Annotated in this window: 29 protein-coding genes; 6 read left to right on the top strand and 23 right to left on the bottom strand. The window is 65.3% G+C overall.

What is annotated here, in order from left to right; all coding sequences use genetic code 11:
• Window positions 1-165: 165 nt before the first annotated feature.
• From AAC640_RS03145 to AAC640_RS03155, 3 genes are all read right to left on the bottom strand, one after another.
• A complete protein-coding gene (locus tag AAC640_RS03145) occupies window positions 166-1,368 on the bottom strand; it encodes a CmpA/NrtA family ABC transporter substrate-binding protein (protein ID WP_340264614.1) in 1,203 nt (400 codons plus the stop codon).
• Complete coding sequence (locus AAC640_RS03150) at window positions 1,365-1,946, bottom strand: ANTAR domain-containing response regulator (RefSeq protein WP_340264615.1); 582 nt, start codon at window positions 1,944-1,946, stop codon at window positions 1,365-1,367. The genes AAC640_RS03145 and AAC640_RS03150 overlap by 4 nt, the downstream gene beginning before the upstream one ends.
• A gap of 70 nt (window positions 1,947-2,016) precedes the next feature.
• Entirely contained in the window at window positions 2,017-3,483 is a 1,467-nt protein-coding gene (locus tag AAC640_RS03155; RefSeq protein WP_340264882.1) for a DHA2 family efflux MFS transporter permease subunit, read from the bottom strand.
• 291 nt (window positions 3,484-3,774) lie between these two features.
• On the opposite strand from AAC640_RS03155, the gene AAC640_RS03160 reads away from it, so the two are divergent.
• Both AAC640_RS03160 and AAC640_RS03165 read left to right on the top strand, forming a co-directional pair.
• The gene (locus AAC640_RS03160) at window positions 3,775-3,936 is read left to right on the top strand and encodes a hypothetical protein (RefSeq protein WP_340264616.1); all 162 of its coding nucleotides are present in this window, start codon (window positions 3,775-3,777) and stop codon (window positions 3,934-3,936) included.
• A gap of 72 nt (window positions 3,937-4,008) precedes the next feature.
• Entirely contained in the window at window positions 4,009-4,632 is a 624-nt protein-coding gene (locus AAC640_RS03165; protein WP_340264617.1) for a response regulator transcription factor, read from the top strand.
• Between the two features lie 13 nt (window positions 4,633-4,645).
• Here the strand turns inward: AAC640_RS03165 and AAC640_RS03170 are convergent, their stop codons facing one another.
• Genes AAC640_RS03170 through argH form a run of 5 tightly spaced genes read right to left on the bottom strand, consistent with a single transcriptional unit; the run spans window position 4,646 to window position 9,274 of the window.
• On the bottom strand, window positions 4,646-5,602 hold the full coding sequence (locus AAC640_RS03170; protein ID WP_340264618.1) for a zinc transporter ZntB: 957 nt from the start codon (window positions 5,600-5,602) through the stop codon (window positions 4,646-4,648).
• Window positions 5,599-6,357: a precorrin-2 dehydrogenase/sirohydrochlorin ferrochelatase family protein gene (locus tag AAC640_RS03175; protein ID WP_340264619.1), complete on the bottom strand. Its 759-nt coding sequence runs from the start codon at window positions 6,355-6,357 to the stop codon at window positions 5,599-5,601. Before AAC640_RS03175 ends, AAC640_RS03170 begins: the two co-directional genes overlap by 4 nt.
• Complete coding sequence (gene lysA / locus AAC640_RS03180) at window positions 6,357-7,622, bottom strand: diaminopimelate decarboxylase (RefSeq protein WP_340264620.1); 1,266 nt, start codon at window positions 7,620-7,622, stop codon at window positions 6,357-6,359. The genes AAC640_RS03175 and lysA overlap by 1 nt, the downstream gene beginning before the upstream one ends.
• 12 nt (window positions 7,623-7,634) lie before the next feature.
• On the bottom strand, window positions 7,635-7,907 hold the full coding sequence (locus AAC640_RS03185; RefSeq protein ID WP_340264621.1) for a hypothetical protein: 273 nt from the start codon (window positions 7,905-7,907) through the stop codon (window positions 7,635-7,637).
• Window positions 7,904-9,274 (bottom strand): argininosuccinate lyase, encoded by a 1,371-nt coding sequence (gene argH, locus AAC640_RS03190; protein WP_340264622.1) that lies wholly within the window; start codon window positions 9,272-9,274, stop codon window positions 7,904-7,906. Before argH ends, AAC640_RS03185 begins: the two co-directional genes overlap by 4 nt.
• 58 nt (window positions 9,275-9,332) lie before the next feature.
• Here argH and AAC640_RS03195 point away from each other — a divergent pair, with 58 nt between their 5' ends.
• Together AAC640_RS03195 and AAC640_RS03200 are read left to right on the top strand one after the other, a co-directional pair.
• On the top strand, window positions 9,333-9,929 hold the full coding sequence (locus AAC640_RS03195; protein WP_340264623.1) for a TlpA family protein disulfide reductase: 597 nt from the start codon (window positions 9,333-9,335) through the stop codon (window positions 9,927-9,929).
• Window positions 9,930-10,219: 290 nt separating this feature from the next.
• A complete protein-coding gene (locus tag AAC640_RS03200; RefSeq protein WP_340264624.1) occupies window positions 10,220-12,778 on the top strand; it encodes a TonB-dependent receptor plug domain-containing protein in 2,559 nt (852 codons plus the stop codon).
• A 71-nt stretch (window positions 12,779-12,849) separates the two neighbouring features.
• Here the strand turns inward: AAC640_RS03200 and AAC640_RS03205 are convergent, their stop codons facing one another.
• The 7 genes from AAC640_RS03205 to AAC640_RS03235 form a co-directional block, all read right to left on the bottom strand.
• Window positions 12,850-13,032, bottom strand: coding sequence for a Trm112 family protein (locus AAC640_RS03205; protein WP_340264625.1), 183 nt, complete (start codon window positions 13,030-13,032; stop codon window positions 12,850-12,852).
• Complete coding sequence (locus AAC640_RS03210; RefSeq protein WP_340264626.1) at window positions 13,029-13,640, bottom strand: LON peptidase substrate-binding domain-containing protein; 612 nt, start codon at window positions 13,638-13,640, stop codon at window positions 13,029-13,031. Before AAC640_RS03210 ends, AAC640_RS03205 begins: the two co-directional genes overlap by 4 nt.
• A gap of 16 nt (window positions 13,641-13,656) precedes the next feature.
• On the bottom strand, window positions 13,657-14,568 hold the full coding sequence (locus AAC640_RS03215; RefSeq protein ID WP_340264627.1) for a tetratricopeptide repeat protein: 912 nt from the start codon (window positions 14,566-14,568) through the stop codon (window positions 13,657-13,659).
• Between the two features lie 82 nt (window positions 14,569-14,650).
• Complete coding sequence (locus AAC640_RS03220; protein ID WP_340264628.1) at window positions 14,651-15,496, bottom strand: MipA/OmpV family protein; 846 nt, start codon at window positions 15,494-15,496, stop codon at window positions 14,651-14,653.
• A gap of 72 nt (window positions 15,497-15,568) precedes the next feature.
• A complete protein-coding gene (locus AAC640_RS03225) occupies window positions 15,569-16,003 on the bottom strand; it encodes a DUF2141 domain-containing protein (protein WP_422794941.1) in 435 nt (144 codons plus the stop codon).
• The gene (locus AAC640_RS03230) at window positions 16,000-16,728 is read right to left on the bottom strand and encodes a sterol desaturase family protein (RefSeq protein WP_340264629.1); all 729 of its coding nucleotides are present in this window, start codon (window positions 16,726-16,728) and stop codon (window positions 16,000-16,002) included. Before AAC640_RS03230 ends, AAC640_RS03225 begins: the two co-directional genes overlap by 4 nt.
• 60 nt (window positions 16,729-16,788) lie before the next feature.
• Window positions 16,789-17,679: a prephenate dehydratase gene (locus AAC640_RS03235; protein ID WP_340264630.1), complete on the bottom strand. Its 891-nt coding sequence runs from the start codon at window positions 17,677-17,679 to the stop codon at window positions 16,789-16,791.
• Between the two features lie 187 nt (window positions 17,680-17,866).
• On the opposite strand from AAC640_RS03235, the gene AAC640_RS03240 reads away from it, so the two are divergent.
• Window positions 17,867-18,517, top strand: a complete 651-nt coding sequence (locus tag AAC640_RS03240) for a c-type cytochrome (RefSeq protein ID WP_340264631.1) — start codon at window positions 17,867-17,869, stop codon at window positions 18,515-18,517.
• Between the two features lie 661 nt (window positions 18,518-19,178).
• Here AAC640_RS03240 and AAC640_RS03245 read toward each other — a convergent pair.
• Together AAC640_RS03245 and AAC640_RS03250 are read right to left on the bottom strand one after the other, a co-directional pair.
• Window positions 19,179-20,006: a kinase gene (locus AAC640_RS03245; protein ID WP_340264632.1), complete on the bottom strand. Its 828-nt coding sequence runs from the start codon at window positions 20,004-20,006 to the stop codon at window positions 19,179-19,181.
• 15 nt (window positions 20,007-20,021) lie between these two features.
• Window positions 20,022-21,338 carry a hemolysin family protein gene (locus AAC640_RS03250; protein WP_340264633.1) on the bottom strand — a complete coding sequence of 439 codons (1,317 nt, stop codon included), beginning with the start codon at window positions 21,336-21,338 and terminating at the stop codon, window positions 20,022-20,024.
• A 153-nt stretch (window positions 21,339-21,491) separates the two neighbouring features.
• Here AAC640_RS03250 and AAC640_RS03255 point away from each other — a divergent pair, with 153 nt between their 5' ends.
• Window positions 21,492-22,172 carry an OmpA family protein gene (locus AAC640_RS03255; RefSeq protein WP_340264634.1) on the top strand — a complete coding sequence of 227 codons (681 nt, stop codon included), beginning with the start codon at window positions 21,492-21,494 and terminating at the stop codon, window positions 22,170-22,172.
• A 53-nt stretch (window positions 22,173-22,225) separates the two neighbouring features.
• Here AAC640_RS03255 and AAC640_RS03260 read toward each other — a convergent pair whose 3' ends face one another.
• The 6 genes from AAC640_RS03260 to argB form a co-directional block, all read right to left on the bottom strand.
• Window positions 22,226-22,843 carry a MarC family protein gene (locus tag AAC640_RS03260; RefSeq protein WP_340264635.1) on the bottom strand — a complete coding sequence of 206 codons (618 nt, stop codon included), beginning with the start codon at window positions 22,841-22,843 and terminating at the stop codon, window positions 22,226-22,228.
• Window positions 22,840-23,430, bottom strand: coding sequence for a YybH family protein (locus AAC640_RS03265; protein ID WP_422794950.1), 591 nt, complete (start codon window positions 23,428-23,430; stop codon window positions 22,840-22,842). The genes AAC640_RS03260 and AAC640_RS03265 overlap by 4 nt, the downstream gene beginning before the upstream one ends.
• Before the next feature lie 62 nt (window positions 23,431-23,492).
• The gene (gene folD, locus AAC640_RS03270) at window positions 23,493-24,386 is read right to left on the bottom strand and encodes a bifunctional methylenetetrahydrofolate dehydrogenase/methenyltetrahydrofolate cyclohydrolase FolD (RefSeq protein ID WP_340264637.1); all 894 of its coding nucleotides are present in this window, start codon (window positions 24,384-24,386) and stop codon (window positions 23,493-23,495) included.
• Window positions 24,383-24,706 (bottom strand): DUF167 domain-containing protein, encoded by a 324-nt coding sequence (locus AAC640_RS03275; protein WP_340264638.1) that lies wholly within the window; start codon window positions 24,704-24,706, stop codon window positions 24,383-24,385. The genes folD and AAC640_RS03275 overlap by 4 nt, the downstream gene beginning before the upstream one ends.
• A complete protein-coding gene (locus tag AAC640_RS03280) occupies window positions 24,703-24,993 on the bottom strand; it encodes a YggT family protein (protein ID WP_340264639.1) in 291 nt (96 codons plus the stop codon). Before AAC640_RS03280 ends, AAC640_RS03275 begins: the two co-directional genes overlap by 4 nt.
• 108 nt (window positions 24,994-25,101) lie before the next feature.
• The gene (argB, locus tag AAC640_RS03285; protein WP_340264640.1) at window positions 25,102-26,019 is read right to left on the bottom strand and encodes an acetylglutamate kinase; all 918 of its coding nucleotides are present in this window, start codon (window positions 26,017-26,019) and stop codon (window positions 25,102-25,104) included.
• Between the last annotated feature and the right edge of the window lie 20 nt (window positions 26,020-26,039).

Genomic DNA, 26,039 nt, shown 5'->3' on the forward strand with positions numbered 1-26,039 from the left:
TTCCTACGAGATCCGGCCAGCGGCTTTGCTGCGAAATTAATGGCGGGAGAGCGCGATACCAGCCCTGGACGTGCTCTTCCTGAACGCGCTTCGTCGCGCGATTCTTGCTTTATCCAACGATTCGCATCATGTTGCAAGGCACAATTTTTTGAACATCTGACGCCTTCAGAAACTGGCGAGAAAATCCTCGATCCGTTCGGGATCGAATACCCGACCATCGAAAAAACTGTCTGGCCCCAGCGTCAGTTCGCCCCGCTTCGATCCTACCGCCAGAGGAGAGGCCACGGCGCCTTCCAGTTTCATGCTGGCGCCCGGCAGCGGCACGTCACTTTCCGCAAGCGCGCGGCGAAATATGTCGGGACGAAACACCGATCCAGCCTTTGCCGCATTTTCGGCGCTATGCTCGACCATTTTCCAGCGTACCAGTTGGGAATAGATCCATAGCGCCTGGCTACGCCACGGGAAGGGCGTTGCTTCACGGGAAAAAAGCATGAAGTCAGGCATGTCGAGCGGCGGCATGTCGGCCCGCGCGACGATGCCTCCGGTCAGCGCGCGCAGGATGAGATCGGCCGGCTCGTCGACGAAATGGGGCTGCGAGAGCAGGTGGGCCAGCGACTCATGGTTGGCCGGATCGTCGCACCAGGCAGCCGACCGCACCAGCGCCCTGATGAGGGCATCGACGGTCTGCGGGTTTTCCTCCAGCCAGGGCGTGCGGAACGCCAGCACCTTTTCCACCCCGCGCCGCCATATGCGTTCGCCGATCGCCGCTGCTTCCGCCAGGCCCGCGTCGACCGCCGCGCTGCCCCAGGGTTCGCCCGCTATGAAGCCGTCTATCTCGCCCACGCGCATGGCCTCGACTGTCAGCGACGGCGGCACCACGCGCAGCAGTACGTCACGGTCCGGGTCCACCCCTGCGCTCGCCAGCCAGTAGCGCAGCATGATCGCGTGGCTGGAATAGCGATGGACGACGCCGATCACAGGCTTGCGCTTCCACAGGCCGATCGCCGCCGCAAAATCATGCGCGGTCCCCAGCGGGTCGTCCAGGCGAGCGGCGATGTCGGGGGCCAGCGCCTGCGCGAACTCCTTCGCCATTACCAGCATGTTGCCGTTGACGTTGAGCTTATATGGCGCGGCCAGAGGCGCGGCCTGCTGGCTGAGGCCCAGCGTCACGGCAACGGCCAGCGGCGCCAGCATATGCGCCGCCTGCACCTGTCCGAACACCAGCCGGTCGCGCAATGTTGCCCAGCTCGTTGTGCGGACCAGGTCGATGGAAAGGCCTTCCTCCTCCGCAAAGCCCTTGTCCCGCGCCACCGCCAGGACGGCGGAGTCGGTCAACGGCAGATAGGCGATACGCAGCGCTGTCGTCATAAACCTCCCCCGAGCAGGTCGCTGGCCGTTATCAGGGCTTGCGCGACATCGACGATCTTCTTTCCCTGGTTCATCGCGCTCGACCGCAGCAACGCATAGGCGTCCGGCTCCGACAGCCCGCGCTGGCTCATCAGGATGGATTTCGCGCGGTCGACGATCTTGCGGTCGGACAGCGCGGTGCGCGCCTCGTCCAGTTCCGTCTGCAGCCGGGCGAAGGCATTGAAGCGTCGGACCGCCAGTTCCAGGACCGGCTTCACCCGCTCCTTGCGCAGCCCGTCGACCACATAGGCCGACACGCCCGCGTCGATGGCCGCGCCGATCATGGCTTCGTCGGACTGGTCGACGAACATCGCGATCGGCCGGGCGAGCGCGCGGCTGACCGACAGCATTTCTTCCAGCGTGTCGCGGCTGGGACTGCCCAGGTCCATCAGCACGACATCGGGCGCCATGCGTTCCAGCCGCGCAACGAAACCGCCGCGCGGCGGAACGATATGAATGTCGTCATAGCCCGCCTCGCGCAGCCCTTCTTCGAGCACCGTCGCGCGCAAGCCACTGTCGTCGATGATGACGATTCGCATAGACCCACCTTTTCGAGCCATTCAGTGACCGCGATGCTGCGCCGCGTCAATCGGCGGCGCGCATCATTGATCAGTGCGCGGCCGAAACATCGACCTTGGCGCGGGGGCGAGGGGCAAGCCAGACAAGGACCGCCGCGACCAGGAGCACCGCCGTCGCCGCGTAGAAGGTATGGTCCATCGACACGACCATGGCCTGCTGCTCCACCAGGTCGGACAGCATCTGCCGGCCCTGGTCTGGCGAAAGCCCCGTTCCGGTCAACGACGATAGCGCGTCCGGCGGGAGCGCGGAGACGATTTCGCTACGGGCGGTGCGCTCGCCATTGCTCCAGCCGGTCAGCACCAGCGAGGTCGCGATCGCGATCGCCATGGTACGCAGGAAATTCTGCATCCCCGCCGCCGACGCCGTCTCTTCCGGGCGAACCGACGAAAGCGTCAGCGTGGTGAGGGGGATCATCAGGAACGACATGGCGAAACCCTGCACGATCTGGGGCGTTGCCAGAGTCCAGAAATCCGCCGTGCTCGTCCATCGCGCGCGGGCCAGCGTCGCCATGCCAAGCCACAACGCCCCGCCCGAAATCATGAAGCGCACGTCCACCTTGGTCATCAGGCGCGCCGCCAGGGCCGCGGTGGTGATCGCCGTGATGGAGGTGAAGGCGGTGACGAGCCCCGCCTGCTGCGCGGTGTAGCCCATGGATATTTGCAGCCATTGCGGGATCATTACGATGCCCGCGAAATAAGCGCCGAAGCACAAGGCCAGCGTCAGCACGCCCGACGTGAAGCCGATGTGCCGGAACACCTTCAGGTCCACGATCGGATGTTCTTCGGTCAGTTCCCAGATCAGGAATACGCAAAAGCCGATGCCTGCCATGACGGCCAGCGCCAGGATCATGGGATCGGCAAGCCAGTCATGGTCGCGGCCAAGATCCAGAACGACCTGGAGGCAGCCGATCCAGAAGATCAGCAAGCCCAGTCCAACGAAATCGATGGGCAGCTTGCGCCTTTCCGTTTCGACCGGCCGCAGCAGCGTCAGCGCGGCGAAGATGCACAGGACGGCGATCGGCAGGTTGATGAAGAAGATCCAGTGCCAGCTCCAGCTGTCGGAGATATAACCGCCCACGATCGGCCCCGCCGCGGGGCCAAGCATCGTCGTCATCGCCCAAAGGCCCATCATCCGGCCCCGCTGTTCGGGGGGGAAGATACGGATCATCAGCGTCTGCGACATCGGCATGATCGGGCCGCCGCACAGTCCCTGGCCGACCCGACATACCACGATCATCCCCAGCGTCATCGACAGGCCGCACAGCAGCGAGAAGACGCCGAAGCCCATCATGGCCATCGTGAAGACGCGCACCGCGCCAAAGCGCTGAGCGAGCCAGCCCGTAAGCGGGACGCCAATCGCTTCGGCTACCGCGTAGGACGTGATGATCCAGGTGCCCTGGTCGGGCGAAATGCCCATGTTGCCGGCGATGTGCGGCACCGACACATTCGCGATGGTCAGGTCCAGCACCACCATCAAGTTGCTGAGCGCCAGCACCATCGCCGCCAGCAGCCGCTGGCGTGGCGTGAGAAAGGAATAGTCGTTTGCCGGCGCGGTCACGAAAGGTTCCTTACTTGGTGCGGTCGATCTGCCCTGCCATCGACAGCCCGACGCGCAAGCGATGCACGGCCTGCAATGCCGGGCGACTCACAGGCATGTTCAGTGAGTGGGCATGAGGGCATGCCTTGCGCTCGGCCCTCCACCTTGTCAATCAAAACATGTACGATACAGTACGGTAATAATGAGGGAATTTCAGACGCCTGCAAACTGCCGACGCCAAGCGCATCGTCGATGCCCGTCACCCCGGGGCCTGTCCAGATACTTGATACGCCCGGCGCAGTGGCCGACATCACATCACATCACCTCACGACCAACCTGTTGCTCCAGGTCAGCAGCGATGCAACGACCAGCCTGTGCCGGCTGGCGCAGCTGCGCGCCCGACCCGTGACATAAACAGGGTCAAGAGCGCGTTAACCATTTCTTTGCGCCCTGCTCCTATGGTCAAGGGTGCAGGAGATGAATGCCATGCAGTTTTTCAAGGCCCCCATTGTCCGGCGCGTCGAACGCGATGAGACGACCGAAGCATCGCGTCCCCTTCGGCGGCGGCGCATTCTGCTGGTGGACGAGGACCCGACTGCGCGCGCGGTGATGGCGCGGCGCCTGTCGCACCTCCATTATGACGTCGCCGTGGCCGAAAACGGGTTCGTCGCGCTCAACCGGGTGCTGTCCCGCTCTTTCGACATCATCCTGATCGATATGGGCATGACGACATTGCCCGGCATCGCCACGATGAAGAAAATTCGCGCCGCCGGGCTCGCTGGCCAGGCGAGCTTCGTCATGATCACCGGGCGGCAGGATAGTTCCGCCCAGATCGAAGCGCTTGAGGCAGGCGCTGACGACCATATCGCCAAGCCCTTCGACTTCGACGTGCTGGACGCGCGGCTGCGTCACCTGTGCGTGCGGGCGGAAGAACTGGGCACGCTGGCGCGGCACAATGCCGAACTCGACGCCCGCATCGCCCGTCGGGCGGTGGAACTGGGCGAAACGCGCGAGGCGATGAGGGAGATGCAGGCCGACCGGGCGCGACTTGTATCCTCGATCCAGGCGCTCAATGAGGAAATCGCCCGTCTGAGCACCGGACGGCACTGACGGCCGCGGCGGTTCAGTGTCGCAGCCAGTGCGTCGCGGCAAACCAGCCGCTGATCGCGGCGGCAATCGCCGCGCACACTCCGACCACGCCCCAGAAGGCCCAGGGTTCGTGGGCATAAGGAATGCCGTCGACATTCATACCCAGTAAGCCGGTCAGGAAGGTAAGCGGCAGGAAGACCAGCGCCACGACCGAGATGATGAGCGCCTGGCGGTTCATATGCTCCGCGCGCAGGTCGGTCAGTTCCTCGTGCGCCAGCGCCGATCGTTCGCGCACCGCTTCCAGTTCTTCCGCCATGCGCGCACAGCGATCGGCCGCTTCCTGCAAATGCAGCCGGTCTTCGGGTTCCAGCCAGGCGACGTCTGCGGTGGACAAGCGCTCCAGCGCCTGGCGCTGCGGCGCGATGAAGCGGCGATAGCCAATCGCGGTGGCGCGGATTTCCGAAACCTGATGGCGCACTTCGGCCGGAGCGAGGCCGATCAGCGCGCTTTCGATTTCGTCCAGATCGTCGCCCAGTTCCGCGATCTCGGGATCAAGCGCCTCGGTGATCTCCTGCGCGAGCGCGGCAATCAGGTCGCCCGGATCGCGGATTTCTCCGGCGAGCATGCGAAGGATGACGGGTTCCAGCGCGGCGAGCGGGCGGTAGCTGACCGAAATCACCCGCGCATGTTCCGCCCACAGGCGGATGGACACCAGCGGATCGCCGCCGCCATCCTCGACCGACCCCAGTCCCCGCAGGTTCACAAGTGCGCCATGGGCCATCAATGTGCAGCGCGGACGGGTTTCCTGCGCCAGCAGGGCGGACAGCGCCGCCTGCGGCATATCGTCGCAGCGCGCGGCGACCATATGGGCATCTTCCCGCCAGCCATCGGCATGAACCCAGTTGAACGCCGCGCGATCGGCCTGCGCATAAAATTCCTCTAGCGAAATCTCCCGCGTCCGGTGCCCATCATTGGTGAACACCCGGCTCATCGCGGCATCTCCAGCCAGAGCGACAGCCCCTCCCCCGGTTCCTTTGGCGGAGTCGCGGCGGGAATGCGCGCCGCATCGGCCCGCGCCCGGTCCAGAATGATAGCGGGCACACCCGGCGCGTGATAGACCCGGTCGGCCTCGCCCAGCAGCCGCGCCGCCCGCAGGGTCAGATCGTCCGGATCGCCCGACAGAAGCCCGATCGTCACCAGCCGGGAGGGGGCCATATCGCCCTGCTCCGACAGCCAGCGCGGCACGGCGTCCGGCGCGGCATCGGTGAGGGGGTCGATCGGTCCACCCGGCGCCAGCCCCGCGTCGATGGCGCGGCGGCGCGCGGCGGGATCGGGCCACCTTGCCCTGATTGCCTGGCGCGCGTCCCGCAAGGCGGTAGCAAGCTCGCCCAGCCGCTGCGGCAACAGCGCCTCCAGCCGCTGCCGCAGCGCCTTGGCGAGCCCTGCCGACGCGCCGCCCGTGCCGATCGCGATCAACAACGGGTTGCGATCGATGATCGCGGGCAGGGTGAAATCGCACAGCTCGGGCCGGTCAGTCGCATTCACCAGCACGCCGCGCGCCCGCAATCGAGCGACCGTTGCCTCGTTTCCATCGGCGACGATGGCCAGTGCGGCGGCGTCATCCTCGCCCACGATCCGGGCACCGGCCCGCTCCAGCAGGCGCCGCTTGGCCTCTGCCGCCTCGCCCGTGCCGGTCAGGATGACCGGCCGGCCCGCCACCGTCAGAAAGACGGGCAGGCTCTGCATCAGTCGCGCACCCAATCCGGGATGATATCACCCTCGATCAGCGCCTCGATCGGTGGGCGGGCGCGGACAAGCGCCCATTGGTCGCCGGACACCAGCACTTCGGGCGTCAGCGGGCGACTGTTGTAGGTGCCGGCCATCGTCGCGCCATAGGCGCCTGCGGTCATGAAGGCCAGCAGGTCGCCCGCCTGCACCAGGTCCATGTCGCGATGCATGGCAAAGGTGTCGCCGGTCTCGCACACCGGACCCACGACATTGGCCGTCGCGCGCTGGCCCACCGGATGCACCGCGCGGATATCATGCCAGGCATCGTAGAGGCTGGGCCGCATCAGGTCGTTCATCGCCGCGTCGACAATGACGAACGGCGCCTGTGCGCCCTGCTTCACCCGTATCACGCGCGACAGCAGCGCCCCTGCATTGCCGACGATGACCCGCCCTGGCTCGAACATCAGCCGCACGTCCCAGCCCTGCGTCACCTGGGTCACCATCTCGCCATATGCCGCGGGCAGCGGGGGGATCGGCATCGACGGGTCATAAGGCACGCCCAGGCCACCGCCCAGATCCGCCGTGCGGATGGCGTGCCCTGCCGCGCGAAGCTGCTCGATCAGCACGCCCACCTTGGTAAAGGCGGACTTCAGCGGGGTCAGGTCCGTCAACTGGCTGCCGATATGGACGGCCACGCCCTGCACATCGAGGCCCGGCAGGTCCCGCGCGACGGCATAGCTTTCCAGCGCATGAGTGTAGGGAATGCCGAACTTGTTTTCCGATTTGCCGGTCGAAATCTTCGCATGGGTGCCGGCATCGACATCGGGATTGATGCGGTAGGCGACCGGCGCCTTCTTGCCCAAGCCGAGCGCAACCTGCGAGAGCATTTCGGCTTCCGGCTCGCTTTCCAGGTTGAACTGGTAGATGCCATGTTCCAGTGCCAGGCGCATCTCGTCCGCGGTCTTGCCGACCCCCGAAAAGACGATCCGCTCTGCCGGAATGCCCGCAGCGATGGCGCGCAGCAGTTCACCGCCCGACACCACATCCGCCCCCAGGCCGAGCTTCGCCAGCGTCGCCAGCACGGCGCCATTCGGGTTGGCCTTCACCGCGAAGGCGATCAGCGGGTTCTCGAGCTTCGCCAGCGCATCGCGGAAAACGGTGACGTGGCGCGCCAGCGTCGCTGTGGAATAGATATAGACAGGGGTGCCGACCGCATCCGCGATCTCCACCATGGGCACCTGCTCCACATGCATGGCGCCGTTCACATAGTCGAAATGGTCCAAGGGTCTTGTGTCCTAGCGAGGCTTGTCGAGGCTGCTTTCAGGCGGCAGGTCGAACGGATCTTCCTTGCGCTCATGCGACTGCGTCAGCAGTTCGACGCTGCGCTCCGGCCGCGCCTGTATCGAAGGCGTCATCAATTGCTGGGCCGTCGGCGCGGCGGAAGCCCCTATCGGCACCGCGGGCAGCTTCTGCCCCGGAACGGGCTTCAACGGCTGCCGCCCGCCACAGCCGGCCAGAACCAGCGTCAGCACCGCCAGCGCCAGTCCCTTCGTTCCGCCGATCCTCATGCCTCACTGTCCTTCCGCGCCGCCGCGATACGCGCCCGCACCTGATCGGGTGCAGTGCCGCCATGGCTCTTGCGGCTGGCGACCGATGCATCGACCGTCAGCACCGCATAGATGCGCTCGTCGATGCGCGGATCAATAGCCTTGAGCGTGTCGATCGACAGTTTGGCAAGCGGCGTGCCCGCGCTTTCCGCCGCCGCGACCGCGCGGCCGGTGATGTGATGCGCCTCGCGGAACGGCACATTGGCCTCGCGCACCAACCAGTCGGCCAGGTCAGTGGCGGTCGCAAACCCGCTCTCGGCGAGCGCGCGCATCCGGTCGGTGCGGAACGTCACGGTCTCGATCATGCCGGTCATGGCGGCAATCGACAGTCCGATCAGGTCGTGCGCTTCGAATACCGGCGGCTTGTCGTCCTGCATGTCCTTCGAATAGGCGAGCGGCAGCCCCTTCATCGTCACGCAGAGCGCGTTCATGCAGCCCATGATCCGCCCCGCATGGCCACGCACCAGTTCGGCGGCGTCGGGGTTGCGCTTCTGCGGCATGATCGAGCTGCCGGTCGAATAGGCGTCGGGCAGCTTGACGAAGCCGAAGGGCTGGCTCGCCCAGATGATGAACTCCTCCGCCAGCCGCGACAGGTGCAGCGCCAGCTGGGTCGCCGCCATCAGATAGTCGAGCGCGAAGTCCCGGTCGCTGACGCTGTCGAGGCTGTTGTCGGTCGGCTTGGCAAAACCCAGCGCCGCCGCCGTCGCCTGCCGGTCGATCGGAAAGCCCGTCCCCGCCAGCGCCGCCGCGCCCAGCGGACATTCGTCAAGCCGCGCGCGGGCGTCTGCGAAGCGGCTGCGGTCGCGCCGGATCATCTCGTTATACGCCATCAGGTGATGGCCGAGCGTTACCGGCTGTGCCGACTGAAGATGGGTAAAGCCCGGCATCACCGCGTCGGCATGCTCCTCGGCGCGGGCAAGCAGGGCCTGCTGAAACCGCGCCAGACCGGCCTCCACCTCGTCGATCGCATCGCGCACCCAAAGGCGGAAATCCGTCGCCACCTGGTCGTTGCGCGAGCGCGCCGTGTGCAACCGCCCGGCCACCGGTCCGATCAGTTCCGCCAGACGCGATTCCGTGACCATGTGAATATCTTCAAGGTCCAGGTTCACCGGCACGCCGTTGGCTTCATATTCGGCGGCGATCGTGTCGAGGCCCGCGCTGATGGCCCGCGCGTCCTCGTCGCTGACGATGCCTTGCTTCGCGAGCATGGCGACATGCGCCTTGGACCCGGCGATATCCTGTTTCCACAATCGCTTGTCGAACGGGATGGAGGCATTTATCTCGCGCATAACCGAAGCCGGGCCCGCTGCGAAGCGCCCGCCCCACATGCTGTTGGAGCCGTCCCCCGTGCGTACTTCCCCGTCACGATCAACTTTGCCCTGCGTAATGACACTGCTCCTGCTGGCTGGCCTCGCCGCGTGCGATAGGCAATCACCGCCTCCGGGGCAAGGTCAAGCAAATAGCAGCGCTCAAGCCCCCGCGGCCAGCGGCGAGGCCAAGACGCCACCCGCCAGCGGGAAGGGCACGTTCAGCTACACGCTCGACCGATCCAGGGTCGGCACCCCTGCCCCCGATTTCTCCTTTGCCGGGCCGGATGGCCAGGATGTGACGCTCAAGGATTTCGCGGGCAAGCCGGTGCTGGTGAATCTCTGGGCGACCTGGTGCGCGCCCTGCGTTGCGGAAATGCCGACGCTCGACGCGGTGGCGCAGGCCTATGGCGCAAAAGGCCTCGCCGTCCTCACCATATCGCAGGACAGCCAGGGGGAAAGCGTGGTCGGGCCCTTCTTCAAAAAGCACAGGCTGGCGCATCTCAAGGGCTGGATCGACCCGGAAAACCAGTTCGGCTTCCACTATGCCACCGGCATGCTGCCGACCACCCTCCTCTATGATCGCGACGGCAAGGAGGTCGCGCGCGTGATCGGCGCGATGGACTGGAACAGCAGGGAAGGCCGCGACTTGATCGAAACGGCGCTGGGCTCCTGAAGGGCTCGTTCCCCAGCGTCCCCGGCGCCGCAGCCGGCTTTGCAATAACGAATGGCCCCATAACGAATGGCGGCGCGACATCCTCCATGCCACCGGCATGCAAAATGCGCAGCCACCTTGCAACATTCTCAATTGCGGCTGCAAGGATAGAATAGTATTATCTTGCGCCATCAAACTAAATATTCAAAAAAGAATAACAAAATTGTAATTTTTTGTGCACCGCAATAGGGGCTTCCTCGTAAATCTTCGTCTCACCCTCTGTAACGATAATGCAAAGCAGGGGGTAATAGATGACACGAATATCAGCTCTTCGACTTTCTCTCATTCTAGCTACTTCCTGGTCCGCCTCGGCGATCGCACAGGACGCGCCGCAAGCGGGCGAAGGCGACGCGATCATCGTCACCGGGACGCGCGCGGTGGGCATGCAGGCTGCCGAAGCCGCAGCGCCCGTCCAGGTGCTGGGCGAGGAAGCGATCAGCCATGTCGGTCAGCCCAATCTCAACCAGGTGCTGACCCAGATCGTCCCCAGCTTCACCGCGCAGACGCAGGGCACCGACCTGTCCAGCTTCTCCCTCTCCGCCCGGCTACGCGGTCTCAGCCCCAATCACACGCTGGTGCTGGTCAACGGCAAGCGCCGCCACGGCAACGGCATCCTTCAGGTCATCGCGGGCGCGTTCCAAGGATCGGCCGCGCCCAGCATCGATCTCATCCCGCCGGACTCCGTCGCCCGCGTCGAAGTGCTCCAGGAAGGCGCAGCGGCCGTCTATGGCACGGACGCGATCGCCGGCGTCATCAACTTCATCCTCAAGGACCAGGACGAAGGCGGCACGTTCAAGGTCACCGGCGGCCAATATTACGACAGCGAGGGCGAACTGTTCTCCGCCTCGGGCAATGTCGGCTTCAAGCTTGGCGAGGACGGGTTCTTCAATCTCACCCTCTTCCACCGGCGGCAGGATTACACGACGGTCGGCACCGGCCAGGTGCAGATCACCAAACCGGACGGCACCCTGCAACCCAATGTTCCGGCGCAATGGGCGAATCTGGCGGGCGATGCGCTTTCCGGCATCAATGGCGGCCAGCCCAAGACCTACCTGACCGAAGCCTTCTACAATATGGGCTATGATTTCGGCGGCATAGAATTGTACAGTTTCGGCGACTATGCTCATCGCGTCGGCTACGCCAAGCAAGGGTACCGCCACCCCAAGCGCATCTGCTATGAGGCGGGCAATCTGAGCGGCTCGATCACCTCCACCGCCTACAACCCCTCGATCTGCTACGGCAACACCGGCGTCGTCGGAATGGTGCCGCTACAGCATGTGATCGAGGACGAATATAGCTTCACCATCGGCGGCAAGGGCGAGTTCGGCGCGGGCTGGAACTACGACATCAGCACGACCTACGGCCGTCAGAAGGACGACATCTGGACCGAAGGATCGGCGCATCGCGAATTGTGGCAGGAAAGCTATGCCGCCTCGCTCGCGGGCATCGGCGTGCCCAATACGCCCGACAAGGCCTATGACGGCGGTTTCCGCCTGAGCCAGACCACGGTGACCGCGGACATCCGCAAGGAATTCGATATCGGCATGGCGTCACCGCTGACCTTCGCCTTCGGTGGCGAATATCGCCGCGACACCTATGAAATCGTACAGGGCGACTTCGCGTCGACATACAAGACGGGCGTTCAATCCTTCCCCGGATACAAGGCATCCGACGCGGGCAGCTACGCGCGCAGTTCCAAGGCCGGCTACATCAACTTCATTGCCGAACCGCTGGAAGGCTGGACCGTCGACGTGGCGGGCCGCTATGAGGATTATACCGACTTCGGCGACACCACGATCGGCAAGATCACGAGCCGATATGATTTCTCGCCCGCTTTCGCTATCCGTGGCACGGCGAGCACCGGCTTCCGTGCTCCCACGCTCGCTGAACAGAAATATTCGACGATCAGCGTAGGCCCGACCAGCGCGGTGGCCCAGCTTCCGGCCGGCACAGCCGCCGCCCTGCTGCTCGGCTTCCCCTCGCTGAAGCCGGAAAAGTCCACCAACCTGTCGGGCGGCGTCGTCCTGCGTCCGATCCCCAAGCTCGCCATCACGGTGGACGGCTATTATATCAAGATCAGGGACCGCATCGCCGGAACCGCCCCACGCTATGCCGTGCAGGGTGGCGTGACACAGCCGGGCGGCGCAGCGATCTTCAACGCGCTGGCCGCCGCAGGAATCGTCCTTGACCCGGCGCTTCCGAATGTCGGCGCGGCGAGCTTTACCAACGGCATCGATACCCGGACCTGGGGCATCGACTTCTCCGCCTCCTATCCGGTCATGCTCGATTTCGGAAAGCTCGACCTGTCGCTCAACGCCAACTACAACAAGACGAAGATCACCAAGAACAGGATACCGGCGGTCTTCAGCGCGATTTCGGAAAGCTATATCGAGGGCGCCTCGCCGGACTATAAGGTCGTCGCCGGCATTCTCTTCAGCAGCGGCCGGTTCAAGCTCAACGCGCGCGAAACCTTCTACGGCAAGACCAGCGTGTTGGTGACACCGCAGATATCCTGTTCGACGCTGACGACGGCGGGCCAGCCCTGTTCCTATGACGGGGTGGTCAAGGCGGCGGCCATCACCGACCTGGAGGCCAGCTATGACTTCACGGACTTCGTGACCTTCTCGATCGGCGCCAACAATCTGTTCGACAAGCGGCCGGACGTGCCCGCCCTGCTGCAAGGCCTCACAATTCCCCCGGGCACCTCACCCTTCGTCAACGGCTCGGGCGCTTACAACAGCTATTATAACCACGGACCTTACGGGACTTCGGGCGGCTATTATTACGCCCGCATCGAATTCAAATTCTGAACTTTCATCGCGTCGCAGGAAGGTCGGTCCGGCATAGCCCGGGCCGGCCTTTTCCCTTTGTTCGGGAGCGACTATTCGGCCCGCAGCCTGCGCGCCTCGCGCGCGACCAGCACCGGCACGCCATCGCGCACCGGATAGGCCAGGCCTGCCGCCTCCGACACCAGTTCCGACCGCTCGGCATCCCAACGCAGCGGCGTGCGCGTAACCGGGCAGACGAGCTTCGCCAGCAGCCAGGGATCCAGCGCCGCGTTCATTGCAGAGTCGCGCCGCCATCGCGCTCGGCGCGGCCGACAATCTGCATCAACTGGATGATCCGCTCCGACCGCTCATTCAGCGTATCGGCCTCCAACAGCGTCTGCTTGGCGGCTGGATCGAACGGCACGACTTGGGCGATACCGTTCACCAGCGCCATGTCGTCGAGCCGCGACACGGCAGTCCAGTCCACCACATAGCCCAGCATTTCGGCGAAGCGCCGCGATTCCTGCTCCAGCGCCGCCCGCTCCACGGCGGAAAGTATCTCATCCCCCGGCGCCTGCTCGACATCGGCTTCGATCTGGCGAAACGGCGTCGCCACATCCAGTTCACGGACCACGCGGAAACGGGCCAGCCCCTTGAGCAATATGTTGAAACGCCCGTCCTCCAGCGCCTCGATATGCGCGATATGGCCAAGGCAGCCCATATCGAACAGCGCCGGCCGGGGGCCCTCTGCGCGCGGCTGGATCATGCCGATGCGCCGATCGCGCGCCATCGCGTCGTGGATCAGCGCCTGGTAGCGCGGCTCGAAGATATGGAGCGGCAGCTCCATTCCCGGCAGGAGCAGCGCGCCCGAAAGCGGAAAGATGGACACGCGCGCGCTGTTCACGGGAAGGACGCCCGGTTCAGGAAAAGAGGATCTGCGACAGCCTGCGCCGCTGCGCCGCCACCCACGGATCCTCAAGGCCGGTCGCCTCGAACAATTTCAGCAGCTGGGCACGCGCCGCACCGTCATTCCAGGCGCGATCGCGCCGGACGATCTCCAGCAGTTCTTCGGCGGCACGGTCGCGGTCGCCATTCGCCATCAACCCGCCGGCCAGTTCGAACCGCGCTTCATGATCGTCGGGATCGGCCGTAACCTTCGCCTCGACGCCCGAAAGGTCGGACACCGGCCTTGCGTCGCGGGCCAGGGCGATGGCCGCGTGGGCGCGATCGACCGCCTGGTCCTTCGCCACATCCGCCGGCAGCGCGGCCAACACCGCCTCGGCCTCGTCCAGTCGCGCCAGGGCCACCAGGGCGCGCGCGCGGCCTGCGGCCACATCGGCATTGTCAGGGACCAGATCGGCGATCTGCTCGAACACCGACAGGGCACGCTCATGCTCGCCGCCGACCAGCAATTCCTCGCCCATCGCGATCAGCGGCGCGATCTCCTCCAGCTGTGCCTTTTCATCCGACTCGATCGGCAGTTGCGCCAGCAGCTGGTCCAGATATTGCTTCAGTTGCCCTTCGGTGCGGGCCTGGCTGATGTCGGCGACGGGCTGGCCCTGGAAAACGGCGTAAACCGTCGGGATGGACTGCACGCGGAACTGGGCCGCTATGAACTTGTCCTCATCGACATTGATCTTGACCAGCTTGACACCCTTGGCCGCATAGTCGGCGCAGACCTTCTCGATCACCGGGGCAAGCTGCTTGCAGGGGCCGCACCATTCCGCCCAGAAATCGACGATGACCAGCTGGGTGCGCGACGGCTCCACCACATCGCGGCGGAATTTCTCCACCGCCGCCTTGTCAGCCTCGCTCATTCCAAGGGTCGCCACGCTTTCTGTCTCCTGTTTGCCTGCGGTTGGGTGCCGCCTCCATACAGCCTCTTATGTGGGGCGTCACCCTACCGGCACAAGGTCAGAAGGTATAGCCGACCCCGACCGCGCCTATCCACTGGTTCTTCGATCCCGCGATGCTCACGATGGGCGAATCCGCATAATCGCCCAGCAGGCGCGAATAGCCTCCCAGCGCGAACAGCGCCCAGCCCCGGCGCAGGTCGCCAGACAGCGACACGCCGCCGGTCAGGTTGGCGCTGACCTTCTTGAAGCCGGCCCCCTCACCCGCCCGGCTGTAGACCGGCAGGCCCGAAGCGGCCGCGCCCGCCGCGTCGATGTCGTAATAATAATGGCCATATTTCTTGCCGACATATTCGGCCGACAGGCCCAGTCCGACGAAACTGCGCGTCGACAGCGGCGTCGCATATTCGATCGCAGGCGTTATGACATAGCTTCCATGGCCGCCCGCCACCTCCTTGGCGACGGCCACGCGCGCGGACAGATTATCATAGGCGCTGGTGAACACCCCCGTCTTGCCCAGCCCGATGAAGCCGCCGACCTCGACACCGACGTCGCGCTTGCCCAGCGCGCGCACGGCGTCATCCTTGATCGCCTTGCGGCTCGACCGATCCAGACGCGCATTCACCATCGGCCCCAGTTCAAAATCCAGGCCGTCGTCGTCGCGATTGGGAATGGCGTCCAGGTAGAGCGACGGCCCGCGTGTCCAGAATGCGAAATCGTGGACCTTGCCGCGCAGCTGCGGAACGGGGATGACGCGGTAATCGTCCGATCCCTCATAACTGGGGATGACTGCCGCGCCGACGCCCACGGTCAGGCTGCTGTGATTATCCTCCTGCGCCTTCGCGTCAGGAGCGGAACCGAGCGTAAGGAGGGCAAGCCCTGCCATCAGAATGTGACGATGATCCATAAATCCCCTGTTTTTTCACCATATTGGTCAGCACCCTAGAATGTTTCGCTGCCAATGCGGTTCCGCAGGGGATCAAAGGAAATACCGGACCTTCACATCCTGCCGCACTGGCGCGGCGCCGATCGCGAACTGCGCGGATCGAAAACTCGGCGCGCCGAAGCGGATCGTGGGGTTTCGCGAAAAACCGACGCCTTCGCGCGGAATGCCGGCAAAAGTGTCCAGCTTGCCATTGCCATTCTCGTCATGGATGATGGCGATCGCATATTCGCCCGGCGCCATGGCGCCCAGCGCGATCGCGCCCGATCCGGCCGGAACGGCGAAATGCCGCCTGTCCGGATCGCTGGTGCAATCGGGGAAATAGCGCGGCTGCCGCGTGACGCAGATCAGGATATTGCCCCTGGTCGACCGCAGGCCTTCGACGCCCATGCTGAGTGGCTGGTTGGAGTCGGATGCCGCCCCGACCAGCCCGACCATCACAGCCGGCAGCGCCAGCCACCCTCGTTTCATGCCCGCGCCCTTCCGCACTTGCCCAGCCCTCCATCCGTGCCGCACAGCCTGTCCCAGATGCGGAAATAAAGGCCGTAATTACAGGCATAAAGATCATGGTGCCGCTGGTGGTGACTGGCGGTGATCAGCCAGCGTCCGGCCGGCCCCTGCACCAGCCAGCGAGGGAACATTTCCCACCCCATATGATTGGTGACGCCCATCACCGTCATGATGGTCAGCACGGTCGCCAGCGCCGCGACATGGATGGGGATCAGCAACGTCAGCGCGGGGATGACCACGGCCCCCGTCAGCGCCTCCCACGGATGAAAGCTCATCGCAGCCCAGGCCGTGGGCGGCCGGCTCGCATGATGAACGGCGTGGGCGACCCGAAACAGGCGCGGCTGGTGCATCCAGCGATGCGTCCAGTAGAACCAGGCATCGTGCGCGAGGAGATACAGCAGCACCGACAGCGGCAGATACCAGAGCGGCCAGGCCTGCACGTCGCTGTAGATGCGTGTCCATCCGCGCGCCTGCCAGCCCCAGGCGACGATCCCCGCCGGCACGCCATAGATCAGCGCGGATGCGATGGACCAGCCGATCTCCCGCCGGATCTGCCGGTCCAGCCCCCGGTAAAGTCCCGGCTCGCGAACATGCGTGATGAGGGCAAAGCCGCCGCTGCTCAGCACATAGCGCATGGCGACGATGGCGCTCATGGCCAGGGCGGAAAGGAGGATCGCGACAGCCATCTTCCACCGACTATAGGGCCGAGCTTGCGCCCCGTCACCCTCTCAACCTCTTAAGCCACATCAGGTTCGTGGCCGCGCCTGGCGATAGCTGCCCAGCATCCGCACCCATTTGCTGTGAAATTCCAGCTCCGCGAGCGCCCGGTCGACCGCCGGATCGCCCGGCATTCCTTCTATGTCGCAGAAAAATTCGGTCGCCGCGAAGCTGGCGCCGCGCTGATAGCTTTCCAGCTTCGTCATGTTGACGCCGTTGGTCGCGAAACCGCCCATCGCCTTGTACAGCGCGGCCGGGACATTCTTCACCTCGAACAGGAATGTCGTCATCACCGGCCCGACGCCAGGCTCTGGCATGGCCGGTTCGCGCGCGAGCACCAGGAAGCGGGTCATATTGTCGTCGCTATCCTCGATATTCTCCGCCACCATCTGCAGGCCATAGAGTTCTGCCGCCAGATAGGGCGCGACCGCACCCTCGCCGGGGTTGCGCGATTCGGCCACCAGCGCCGCCGCGCCGGCCGTATCGGCATAGGCGACAGGCTGGATGCCCCTTTCGCGCAGATAATGGCGGCACTGCCCCAGCGCCTGCGGATGGCTGATGGCGCTTTTGACCGGCGTCATGTCGACCGCCATCAGGCAGTGGCGGATGCGCAGGAAATATTCGTCGATGATGTGCAGCCCCGATTCGGGCAGCAGGAAATGCATGTCGGCGACCCGGCCGTGCAGGCTGTTTTCGATCGGGATGATGGCGCGCGCGGCCTGGCCGCCGCGCACGGCATCGATCGCATCCTCAAAGGCAAAACAGGGCAGCGGCACGCAATCGGGCGCATAGCCGAGCGCGGCCAGATGCGAATTGGCGCCGGGCGCGCCCTGATAGGCGACGGCGCGCGCCGGATCGGCGGCCGCCTGGGCGACCAGTTCCGCGACGATCGCACGGGCGGGGGCGGGATAGTTTTCCATGGATGGCAGCGCGCTTAGGCACTCCTTCGCGCGCGCGCAAGCGCGACAGCGGCCCGGATCGGGCAAAAGCCGGCTCCAGGCCGTTCAACCAAGCTTGCGCGTTCGCTCTTGCGCCATTATGGCAGCGCGCTAGAGGGGGCGCGGAAATCAAGCCGCCAGAACAGAAATTCAAGGGAATCCAAGCGAAATGGGTGATCGTTTCAACACCGTTGCCGGCTGGGCGCTGTTTGCGGGGATCATTGCGCTGGGTGGCGGCATCGTCAGCTCCAAATATTTCCATTCCGAACGACCCGAAAAAATGGGCTATGCGATCGAGGGCGTCGAAGCCGAAGGCACGGGCGCCGCTGCCGCCGGCCCCGGCCTCAACACGCTGCTTGCCAAGGCCGACGTGGCGGCGGGCGAAAAGGTGTTCGCCAAGTGCGCCGCCTGCCACACCGCGAACCAGGGCGGCGCGAATGGCATCGGCCCCAATCTCTACGCCACCGTCGGCGAAGCGGTCGGCCAGGGCAAGGGTGGGTTCGCCTTCTCTGATGCGCTCAAGAGCAAGGGCGGCAACTGGACCTTCGAAAATCTCGATCACTGGCTGACCAGCCCGCGTGAATTCGCGCCGGGCACCAAGATGACCTTCGCGGGCCTTGGCAATCCCGTTGATCGCGCGAACGTGATCGCATGGCTCAACAAGCAAGGGTCGAACCTGCCGCTCCCCGCCGCCGATGCCGCGCCGGCCGCCGGCAACGCTTCGGCCGCCCCAGCCGCCGCCGCGGGCAACGCCACCAACGCAGCGGAAGGCGCCGCGGGCAAGGCACCCGCCAGCGCAGCCCCTGCCGCCGGCAAATAAGCTCAAGGCCTTCCAGCCTCATGAAGGGCGCGGCGACGATCGCCGCGCCCTTTTCATTTGCCCCACACCCCCTCGCGGAGCGCATCCGGCCCAACAAGAGATCAGCGCGACCGGCGGCAATGGGGTGGTTAGGCGACTGGCGGCTTTGCGCCGCGATCAGATCAAACCGGCCATCGCTAACGTCTGCGAAATTCAACAGTCATCCGTCTGCCCGACAGATTAATTGTCGTTGGCGTCGGACTACCATCAAGGCGGAGCTTCAAAGCGCTTTTCTTCCTGTCGATACCTACCCGATTTGCATCTGACACACCGACGTAAACGGCGGGCAGAACATATCGCCCAACTTTGTCGTGTTCGACCACATAGCTAACCATCTGCTTCTGCAAGGACATTTGCCCGCTTTGCAATTTTAGGGAGCCACAGCAGGCGCTCACGTAAATGCCGTCGGCTGACCCGATTGGCTCGCGAGGCGGGAAGACCGCCCAATATCCGAGCAAAGCCACAAAGAACGCAGGAATGAGAACGATACGGACGAGGGTGGCGTTATTCACCACTGCATTATCAGCCAAATTTCATGACAGAGCAACGTCCGGTATCTGGACTTCGTGCCGACGCTCTCAACGGCCGGAAATGGTCGCTTTTAGATCCCCGGCATGTCCGCTTAACTTCCCCGGCGCAGCCCTCTTACCGCACGATCCTCACCCAGTTCGATCACCAGATCCGCCCTGCCCGGCATTTCGGCCAGGATATGCCGCGTCAGCCGCTCATAATGCTGCACGAAACGCGCTAGCGCCGCATCGGTCATGACGCCATCGCCGCCGGGCACGCTCCGGCGCAGCGCTTCTTCCTGCTCGGCCCGCCAGCGCAGCACGACGTCAAAACTGGGCGCCGCGAGCAGCACCAGCCGGTCGATCCGGCCAAACAGCGCCTGATACGACCCGGCCAGCGCGTCATTGGCGAAGTGCCGCCACACGCCCTGGGCGTCCTCCTCCCGCTCCAGCGCATTGATCGGCTCGGCCAGCGCCGCCGCCTGTTGCGGTCGCGCGCCCACGCACCAGCCCTCGAGCAGCAGCAGCCGCGTTCCCGCCTCTGCCCGCTGCCATCCGCTTTCGGGCAGGCGATCATCCGCCCCCTTATCGAACCTCGGCAGCAGGGCCGGCTCACCCCGATCCAGCCGGGCGATCGCGTCAATGCCAATCGCGATGTCATGCGTGCCCGGCACCCCGCGCGTCCGCAACAGCGGATGCACGGTCCGCGCAAGGGCTTCCCGTTCCGCGCGGGTGCGATAAAGATCGTCGATCGACAGCAACGCCGTCGGCACCCCCGATCGCTCAAACCCTTGCTTCAGCCCGGCAGCAAGGGTCGACTTGCCGCTCCCCTGCGCACCGCACAGGCCTAGGACGACCAAGCGACCGCCGCTGTCCGCCAAAGCCTCCTCGATCAGGCAGGAAACAGCCTCCAGCGCGGTGACGCTGTCGTTCTCAGCCACGCTGCGTCCCCCATGTCATCGCGCCGCGACCAGCAGCTTGTCGATCTTGCGCCCGTCCATGTCCACGATCTCGAACCGCCAGCCCTGGTCATCGACATAATCGCCCACCTCGGGCAGGCGCTTGAGCAGCCAGAGGGCGTGGCCCGCCACCGTCGCATAATCGCGATCATCGGGCAGATCGATGCCGATGCGATCCGCCAGCAGGTCGACCGGCATCTGCCCCGACACCAGCAGGCTGCCATCCTCGCGCTCGACAAGGTCAGGCTCATCATCCAGGTCGCGGTCGGACGCGAAGTCGCCGGCGATGGCGGACAGCAGGTCGGCGGGCGTCGCAATCCCCTCGAAATGCCCATATTCATCATGCACCATGACCATCGGCACGTCGGCGCGGCGCAGCACTTCCAGCGCGTCCATCGCATCGACCTGATCGGGCACCACCTCCACCCGGCGCATCAGCGCTTCCAGGTTCAGCGTCTCGCCCCGGAACAGCGCGGTCATGATGTCGCGCGCCTGGACAATGCCGATGATATCCTCGACCGTCCCGCGTCCCACCGGCAGCCGGGTATGGGGCGTTTCGAGCAGCCGGGCGCGGATCGTCTCCTCATCGGCGCCGATGTCGATCCAGTCCACGTCCATGCGCGGCGTCATCACCTCGCGCACGGGGCGGTCGGCCAGACGCACCACGCCGGAGATGATCGCCCGCTCGCTTTCCTCGATCACGCCCGACCGGCTCGCCTCCGCGACGATCAGGTGCAGTTCCTCGGCGGTCACATGGCTTTCGGATTCGCGCGTCATCCCAAGCAGGCGGAAGATAAGCGCGCTCGATCCATCCAGCACCCACCCGATCGGCCCGGTCGCCTTGGCCAGCCACAGCATGGGCGTCGCAACCACGACCGCGATCGGCTCGGGCGCGCGCAGCGCGAATTGCTTGGGCACCAGTTCACCGATGATCAGCGAGGCATAGGTCGTAAAGCCGATGACCAGCGCAAAGCCCAGATGTTCGGCGCTGTTGTGCGCCATGCCCAGCGCTTCCAGCCGTTCGCCCATGGGTCCGCCCAGGCTCGCGCCCGAATAGGCGCCCGCGACGATGCCGATCAGGGTGATGCCGATCTGCACGGTCGACAGGAACTTGCCGGGATCGCTCGCCAGCAGCAGCGCGGTGCGCGCGCCGCGCCGCCCCGCCTTTTCCATCGCCTGCAAGCGGGGTCGGCGGGCGGACACGATCGCCAGTTCCGACATCGCGAACACGCCGTTCAGCGCCACCAGCGCCAGGATGATGACAAGATCAGCCCAGGGAAAGGGCGTCGGAGCGTGCGGGGGGATCGTGGCCATGGCGGTCAGCTACGCCCTATAACGCCCTTTCTTGCAATTTCACAACCGTCCCATCATCCCCCGTTCAGTTCGCTTGTGGAACAAAGCGCCCTGTCTGGCCATTGGGGCTGCATCCGAAGCATTCGGGCCGACCAGAACAAGGGAATGGAATTTATGCGGATTTCTCATCGCCTCATGGGCGCGGCCGGTCTGGCCGCTATGCTGGCCACCACCGCCTGCACCACCGATCCGAATACTGGCCAGCGCCAGATTTCGAAGGCGGCCATCGGCGGCATCGGCGGTGCGCTCGGCGGCTATTTGCTGGGCGACCTGGTCGGCGGCCGGCGCGACCGCACCGAAAAGATTCTGGGCGCTGGCATCGGCGCCGTCGCGGGCGCTGGCATCGGCGCCTATATGGACGCCCAGGAACGCAAGTTGCGTGAACAAACCGCCGGCAGCGGCGTCGACGTGATCCGCGACGGCGACAATCTGGTGCTGCGCATGCCTTCGGGCATCACCTTCTCGACCGACAGCGCGACGGTGCAGCCGCAATTCCGTCCGACCCTGGACGAAGTTTCGTCGGTGCTGGCGCAATATCCCAAAACCTATATCGATGTGTACGGCCATACCGACAGTGACGGGTCCGACGCCTATAATCAGGCCCTGTCGGAACGCCGCGCCCAGTCGGTCGCGGACTATCTGACCAGCCATGGCGTCCAGTCGGCGCGTATCGCCACGCGCGGCTTCGGCGAAACCCAGCCCATCGCTTCGAACGACACTGCCGAAGGCAAGGCCAGCAACCGCCGCGTCGAAATCAAGATCGCGCCGGTAACCGAAGGCGACATGCGCAGCTAAAGGGCGTGAACCCGGCGCGTCCCGTTCAGGCTCGACCTGAACGGGGCAGCCGTTCAGAAACTCGCCTTCAGCCCGTCGATCACGAACTGCGCGGCGAGCGCGGCCAGCAGCACGCCCAGCAGCCGGGTGATCACCGCCTCGATCTTGCTGCCCAGCAGCGCCATCAGCGGGCCGGCGGCGACCAGCGATCCCAGCATCAGCACCAACGTCACCAGCACCGCGCCTATCACCACCAGCCGGTCCGACAGGCCGTTGGCCTGTGACATCAGCAGCATGACCGTGGCAATCGAGCCCGGCCCGGCGATCATCGGCATCGCCATGGGAAAGACCGACACATCCTCCACTTCCGGCGTCTCGGCGATCTTGTGGGCGCGGTCCTCGCGTCGCTGGGTGCGCTTTTCGAACACCATGTCCATGGCGATGATGAACAGCATGATGCCGCCGGCGATGCGAAAACTGTCAAGCTGGATGCCCAGCAGCCCCAGCAGCTGCTTCCCCCACAGCGCGAACACCAGCAATATGCCGGCCGCGATGCCGACCGCGCGGATCGCCATCGCGCGGCGTTGCGCCGCCGTCGCGCCGGTCGTCAGGCTGGCGTAGATCGGCGCGCAGCCGGGCGGATCGATCACCACGAACAGCGTCACGAAGGCGGAAATGAACAGCCCCGTCATGCGCCCGGCGCCGCCACCCGATCGTCGACCACCACGTCGTAGCTGCTGCCATTCCATGCCCGCACGGTAATGCGACGACTCCCGTCGGTGGCGACATCGGCCTGCCAGACCAGGCTCTCATCCGCCGGTTGCGTCGCGGGCTTGCCCTCGGGCGCCGGCGCCGATGCCGCGCCCCGATCCCGCCGCTTGCAGGCGGCGACCTTGCCGGTCAGGAACTCGGGCTCCGGGCGCGCCTGAGCCAGCTTGTCGCCATGGTCCAGGATCCATTGCCAGGCGCCATGCTTGTCGCGCCGCCAGATCGTCGTGAAATAGCCGACGGTTCCGTCGGGACGCTGCCAGTTGCCCGTGCTCACGGCCAGGTTGCCGTCGCACGACACGGTGATGGCGGACGGGGCCCAGCGGACCGGCTGGGGCGGGTCAGCGCGCCCCTTGAGCCATTGCCGGGCCAGCACACGCTGCGGCACGAACATCACCGCATCCTCCGCTGCCATGTCCCGAAAGGCGGTCCATTGCCCCTTGGTCTGGGCCAGCCGGTTGAACGCAATTTCTGCGGCGAAGACGGAGCTTGGGTCCGGCTGATAGCGCATCGGCGCCCGCGCCGCGACCAGCGTCAGCAGCGCCGTCCCGACCAGGATCGCCCGCTTTGCCTTCACAAACCCTCGGGCTTGGCTAGTCCCGCGCGGGCGTGCGCCGCCACCAGCGTGTTACGCAGCAGGACGGCGATCGTCATCGGCCCTACCCCGCCCGGCACCGGCGTGATCGCCCGCACATGGGCCAGTGCCTCGGCCGTGGCGACGTCGCCGACGATCCGGCTCTTGCCATCCTCGGTATCCGTGACGCGATTGATGCCGACGTCGATCACCGTCGCGCCCGGCCTGATCCACTCGCCCTTCACCATTTCGGGCCGGCCGACCGCCGCCACGACGATGTCCGCGCGATGCACGACCGACGCGAGGTCGCGCGTGCGGCTGTGCGCGATCGTGACGGTGCAATTTTCCGCCAGCAGCAGCTGCGCCATCGGCTTGCCCACGATGTTCGACCGGCCGACCACGACCGCTTCCATCCCCGAAAGATCGCCCAGCTCGTCCTTCAGCAGCATCAGGCAGCCCAGCGGCGTGCAGGGCACCAGCGCCTCCTGCCCGGTAGCCAGCCGGCCGCTGTTCACCACATGGAATCCATCCACATCCTTTGTCGGGTCGATGGCCGCGATCACGGCTGCCTCATCGATATGATCCGGCAGGGGCAACTGCACCAATATGCCGTCCACCCGCTCGTCCGCGTTCAGTTCCTCGACCAGTTCGAGCAGCGCATCCTCGTCAATGCTGGCGGGCAGCTTGAATTCGAGGCTTTCCATGCCGGCTTCCACCGTCATCTTGCCCTTGTTGCGGACATAGACCGCGCTCGCCGGGTCCTCGCCCACCAGCACCACCGCCAGGCCGGGCTTGCGGCCGGTCGAGGCGACGAAGGCGGCGACCCCCTCGCCGACCTTGCCGCGCAGCGTTGCGGCGAACGCCTTGCCGTCGATGATCTTGCCGATGGTCATGCTGCCTCAACCCGTTCCCTGATGATGGCGGAAAGCCGCTCCAACGCCTGCCCCCCGCCCTTGATCCGCAGCCGCTTTAGCCGGTTGCCCTCGCCCGATTCCAGTGAAATCGCGCTGCGGGGCCAGTCCAGCACCCTGGCCAGAAGCGCGATCAGCGCGCTGTTCGCCCGGCCCTTTTCCGGCACGGCACGCACCCGCGCGCCCAGCCAGTCCGCGCCCTTTTCATCACCCCATCGGCCGCCAACATCCTCCCGCGCGGCGCCGGGGGTCAGCCGGATGGACAGCAGCAGATCCTCGCCTTCCTGCTTCCAGACGCTCACACCAGCCCGAAGAGCGGCGGCAATATCGCCTGCCGGATGATGAGGATGGCCAGCAGCACGACCATCGGCGACAGGTCGAGCGCCCCCAGGTCCGGCATCACCCGGCGGATCGGATTGTAGATGGGCGCGGTCATGCGGTCGAGCGCGATGATTACGGTGCGCACGATATCGCTGGACGTGTTGATGACGTTGAAGGCGATCAGCCAGCTCATGATGGCCTGAATGATGATGATCCACCACAGCACATCGAGCAGGATAACGATGATCTGATAGAGCGCGTAGGCCATGCGGTCTCCGAATTGAATGGCGATGCTGTAGCCGAGGCTGCCCCCGCGCCACAAGCGCCGAGCCCGATTAATCCACGAAATTCAGGGGATCGTCGACCGGCGTCGGCTTTACCGGCGCACCAGGGTGCCCGCGCCGCGCCGGGTGAAGATTTCCAGCAGCATCGCGTGGGGCACCCGCCCGTCCAGGATGACGGCGGCGTCCACCCCGCCCTCGACCGCCTTGACGCAGGTTTCAAGCTTCGGGATCATGCCGCCCGAAATCGTCCCGTCTTCCTGCAACACCCGGATGGCCGCGGGGTCAAGATCGGTGAGCAGCTGGCCCTGCTTGTCCATGACGCCCGGAACATCGGTCAGCAGGAAGAAGCGCGAGGCCTGCAATTCCGCCGCGATGGCGCCCGCCATCGTGTCGGCGTTGACATTATAGGTATGACCATCGGCCCCGATGCCGACGGGCGCCACCACCGGAATGATCCCGCTTTGCGCCAGCGTGTCGAGAATGGAGCGGTCGACCTTCACCGGATCGCCGACAAAGCCCAGGTCGACATTGCGCTCGATCCCCGAATGCGGATCCGCCTCACGCTTGCCCAGCACCTTTTCGCACAGCACCAGTCCGCCATCCTTGCCGGAAATGCCGACCGCCCGGCCGCCCGCGCCAGCGATCCAGCCGACGATTTCCTTGTTGATGGACCCGGCGAGCACCATTTCGGCGATCTGCGCGGTTTCCCTGTCTGTGACGCGCAGGCCGCCGATAAACTTCGATTCGACCCCCAGCTTCTTGAGCATCGCGCCGATCTGCGGCCCGCCGCCATGGACGACGATGACATTGATGCCCACCGCCTTCATCAGCACCACATCCTCGGCGAAATCGCGCGCCGCTTCGGGATCGCCCATCGCGTGGCCGCCATATTTGACGACGAAGGTCTGCCCGGCGTAACGCTGCATGTAAGGCAGCGCCTCGACAAGGGTTTCGGCCTTCGCGAGGAGCGCGGGATCGGGGGCGTGCTTGCTGTTCATGCGCGCGCGCATACGGCCTTATGCGTGGTGGG

The organism is Sphingobium mellinum (assembly GCF_037860795.1).
Lineage (GTDB): Bacteria > Pseudomonadota > Alphaproteobacteria > Sphingomonadales > Sphingomonadaceae > Sphingobium > Sphingobium mellinum.

Coding starts and splice junctions, on each gene's coding strand:
- AAC640_RS03185 (WP_340264621.1), bottom strand. CDS start 7,907: ATGAGGATCGGCGGAACGAAGGGACTGGCGCTGGCGGTGCTGACGCTG.
- AAC640_RS03240 (WP_340264631.1), top strand. CDS start 17,867: ATGGGTGATCGTTTCAACACCGTTGCCGGCTGGGCGCTGTTTGCGGGG.
- AAC640_RS03155 (WP_340264882.1), bottom strand. CDS start 3,483: ATGGTGCTGGCGCTCAGCAACTTGATGGTGGTGCTGGACCTGACCATC.
- AAC640_RS03200 (WP_340264624.1), top strand. CDS start 10,220: ATGACACGAATATCAGCTCTTCGACTTTCTCTCATTCTAGCTACTTCC.
- AAC640_RS03225 (WP_422794941.1), bottom strand. CDS start 16,003: ATGAAACGAGGGTGGCTGGCGCTGCCGGCTGTGATGGTCGGGCTGGTC.
- AAC640_RS03205 (WP_340264625.1), bottom strand. CDS start 13,032: ATGAACGCGGCGCTGGATCCCTGGCTGCTGGCGAAGCTCGTCTGCCCG.
- AAC640_RS03255 (WP_340264634.1), top strand. CDS start 21,492: ATGCGGATTTCTCATCGCCTCATGGGCGCGGCCGGTCTGGCCGCTATG.
- AAC640_RS03260 (WP_340264635.1), bottom strand. CDS start 22,843: ATGACGGGGCTGTTCATTTCCGCCTTCGTGACGCTGTTCGTGGTGATC.
- AAC640_RS03195 (WP_340264623.1), top strand. CDS start 9,333: ATGACACTGCTCCTGCTGGCTGGCCTCGCCGCGTGCGATAGGCAATCA.
- AAC640_RS03150 (WP_340264615.1), bottom strand. CDS start 1,946: ATGCGAATCGTCATCATCGACGACAGTGGCTTGCGCGCGACGGTGCTC.
- AAC640_RS03235 (WP_340264630.1), bottom strand. CDS start 17,679: ATGGAAAACTATCCCGCCCCCGCCCGTGCGATCGTCGCGGAACTGGTC.
- AAC640_RS03145 (WP_340264614.1), bottom strand. CDS start 1,368: ATGACGACAGCGCTGCGTATCGCCTATCTGCCGTTGACCGACTCCGCC.
- AAC640_RS03280 (WP_340264639.1), bottom strand. CDS start 24,993: ATGGCCTACGCGCTCTATCAGATCATCGTTATCCTGCTCGATGTGCTG.
- AAC640_RS03175 (WP_340264619.1), bottom strand. CDS start 6,357: ATGCAGAGCCTGCCCGTCTTTCTGACGGTGGCGGGCCGGCCGGTCATC.
- AAC640_RS03165 (WP_340264617.1), top strand. CDS start 4,009: ATGCAGTTTTTCAAGGCCCCCATTGTCCGGCGCGTCGAACGCGATGAG.
- AAC640_RS03250 (WP_340264633.1), bottom strand. CDS start 21,338: ATGGCCACGATCCCCCCGCACGCTCCGACGCCCTTTCCCTGGGCTGAT.
- argB (WP_340264640.1), bottom strand. CDS start 26,019: ATGCGCGCGCGCATGAACAGCAAGCACGCCCCCGATCCCGCGCTCCTC.
- folD (WP_340264637.1), bottom strand. CDS start 24,386: ATGACCATCGGCAAGATCATCGACGGCAAGGCGTTCGCCGCAACGCTG.
- AAC640_RS03160 (WP_340264616.1), top strand. CDS start 3,775: ATGCCCGTCACCCCGGGGCCTGTCCAGATACTTGATACGCCCGGCGCA.
- AAC640_RS03265 (WP_422794950.1), bottom strand. CDS start 23,430: ATGCGCTATCAGCCGGACCCAAGCTCCGTCTTCGCCGCAGAAATTGCG.
- AAC640_RS03230 (WP_340264629.1), bottom strand. CDS start 16,728: ATGGCTGTCGCGATCCTCCTTTCCGCCCTGGCCATGAGCGCCATCGTC.
- argH (WP_340264622.1), bottom strand. CDS start 9,274: ATGTGGGGCGGGCGCTTCGCAGCGGGCCCGGCTTCGGTTATGCGCGAG.
- AAC640_RS03170 (WP_340264618.1), bottom strand. CDS start 5,602: ATGAGCCGGGTGTTCACCAATGATGGGCACCGGACGCGGGAGATTTCG.
- AAC640_RS03220 (WP_340264628.1), bottom strand. CDS start 15,496: ATGGATCATCGTCACATTCTGATGGCAGGGCTTGCCCTCCTTACGCTC.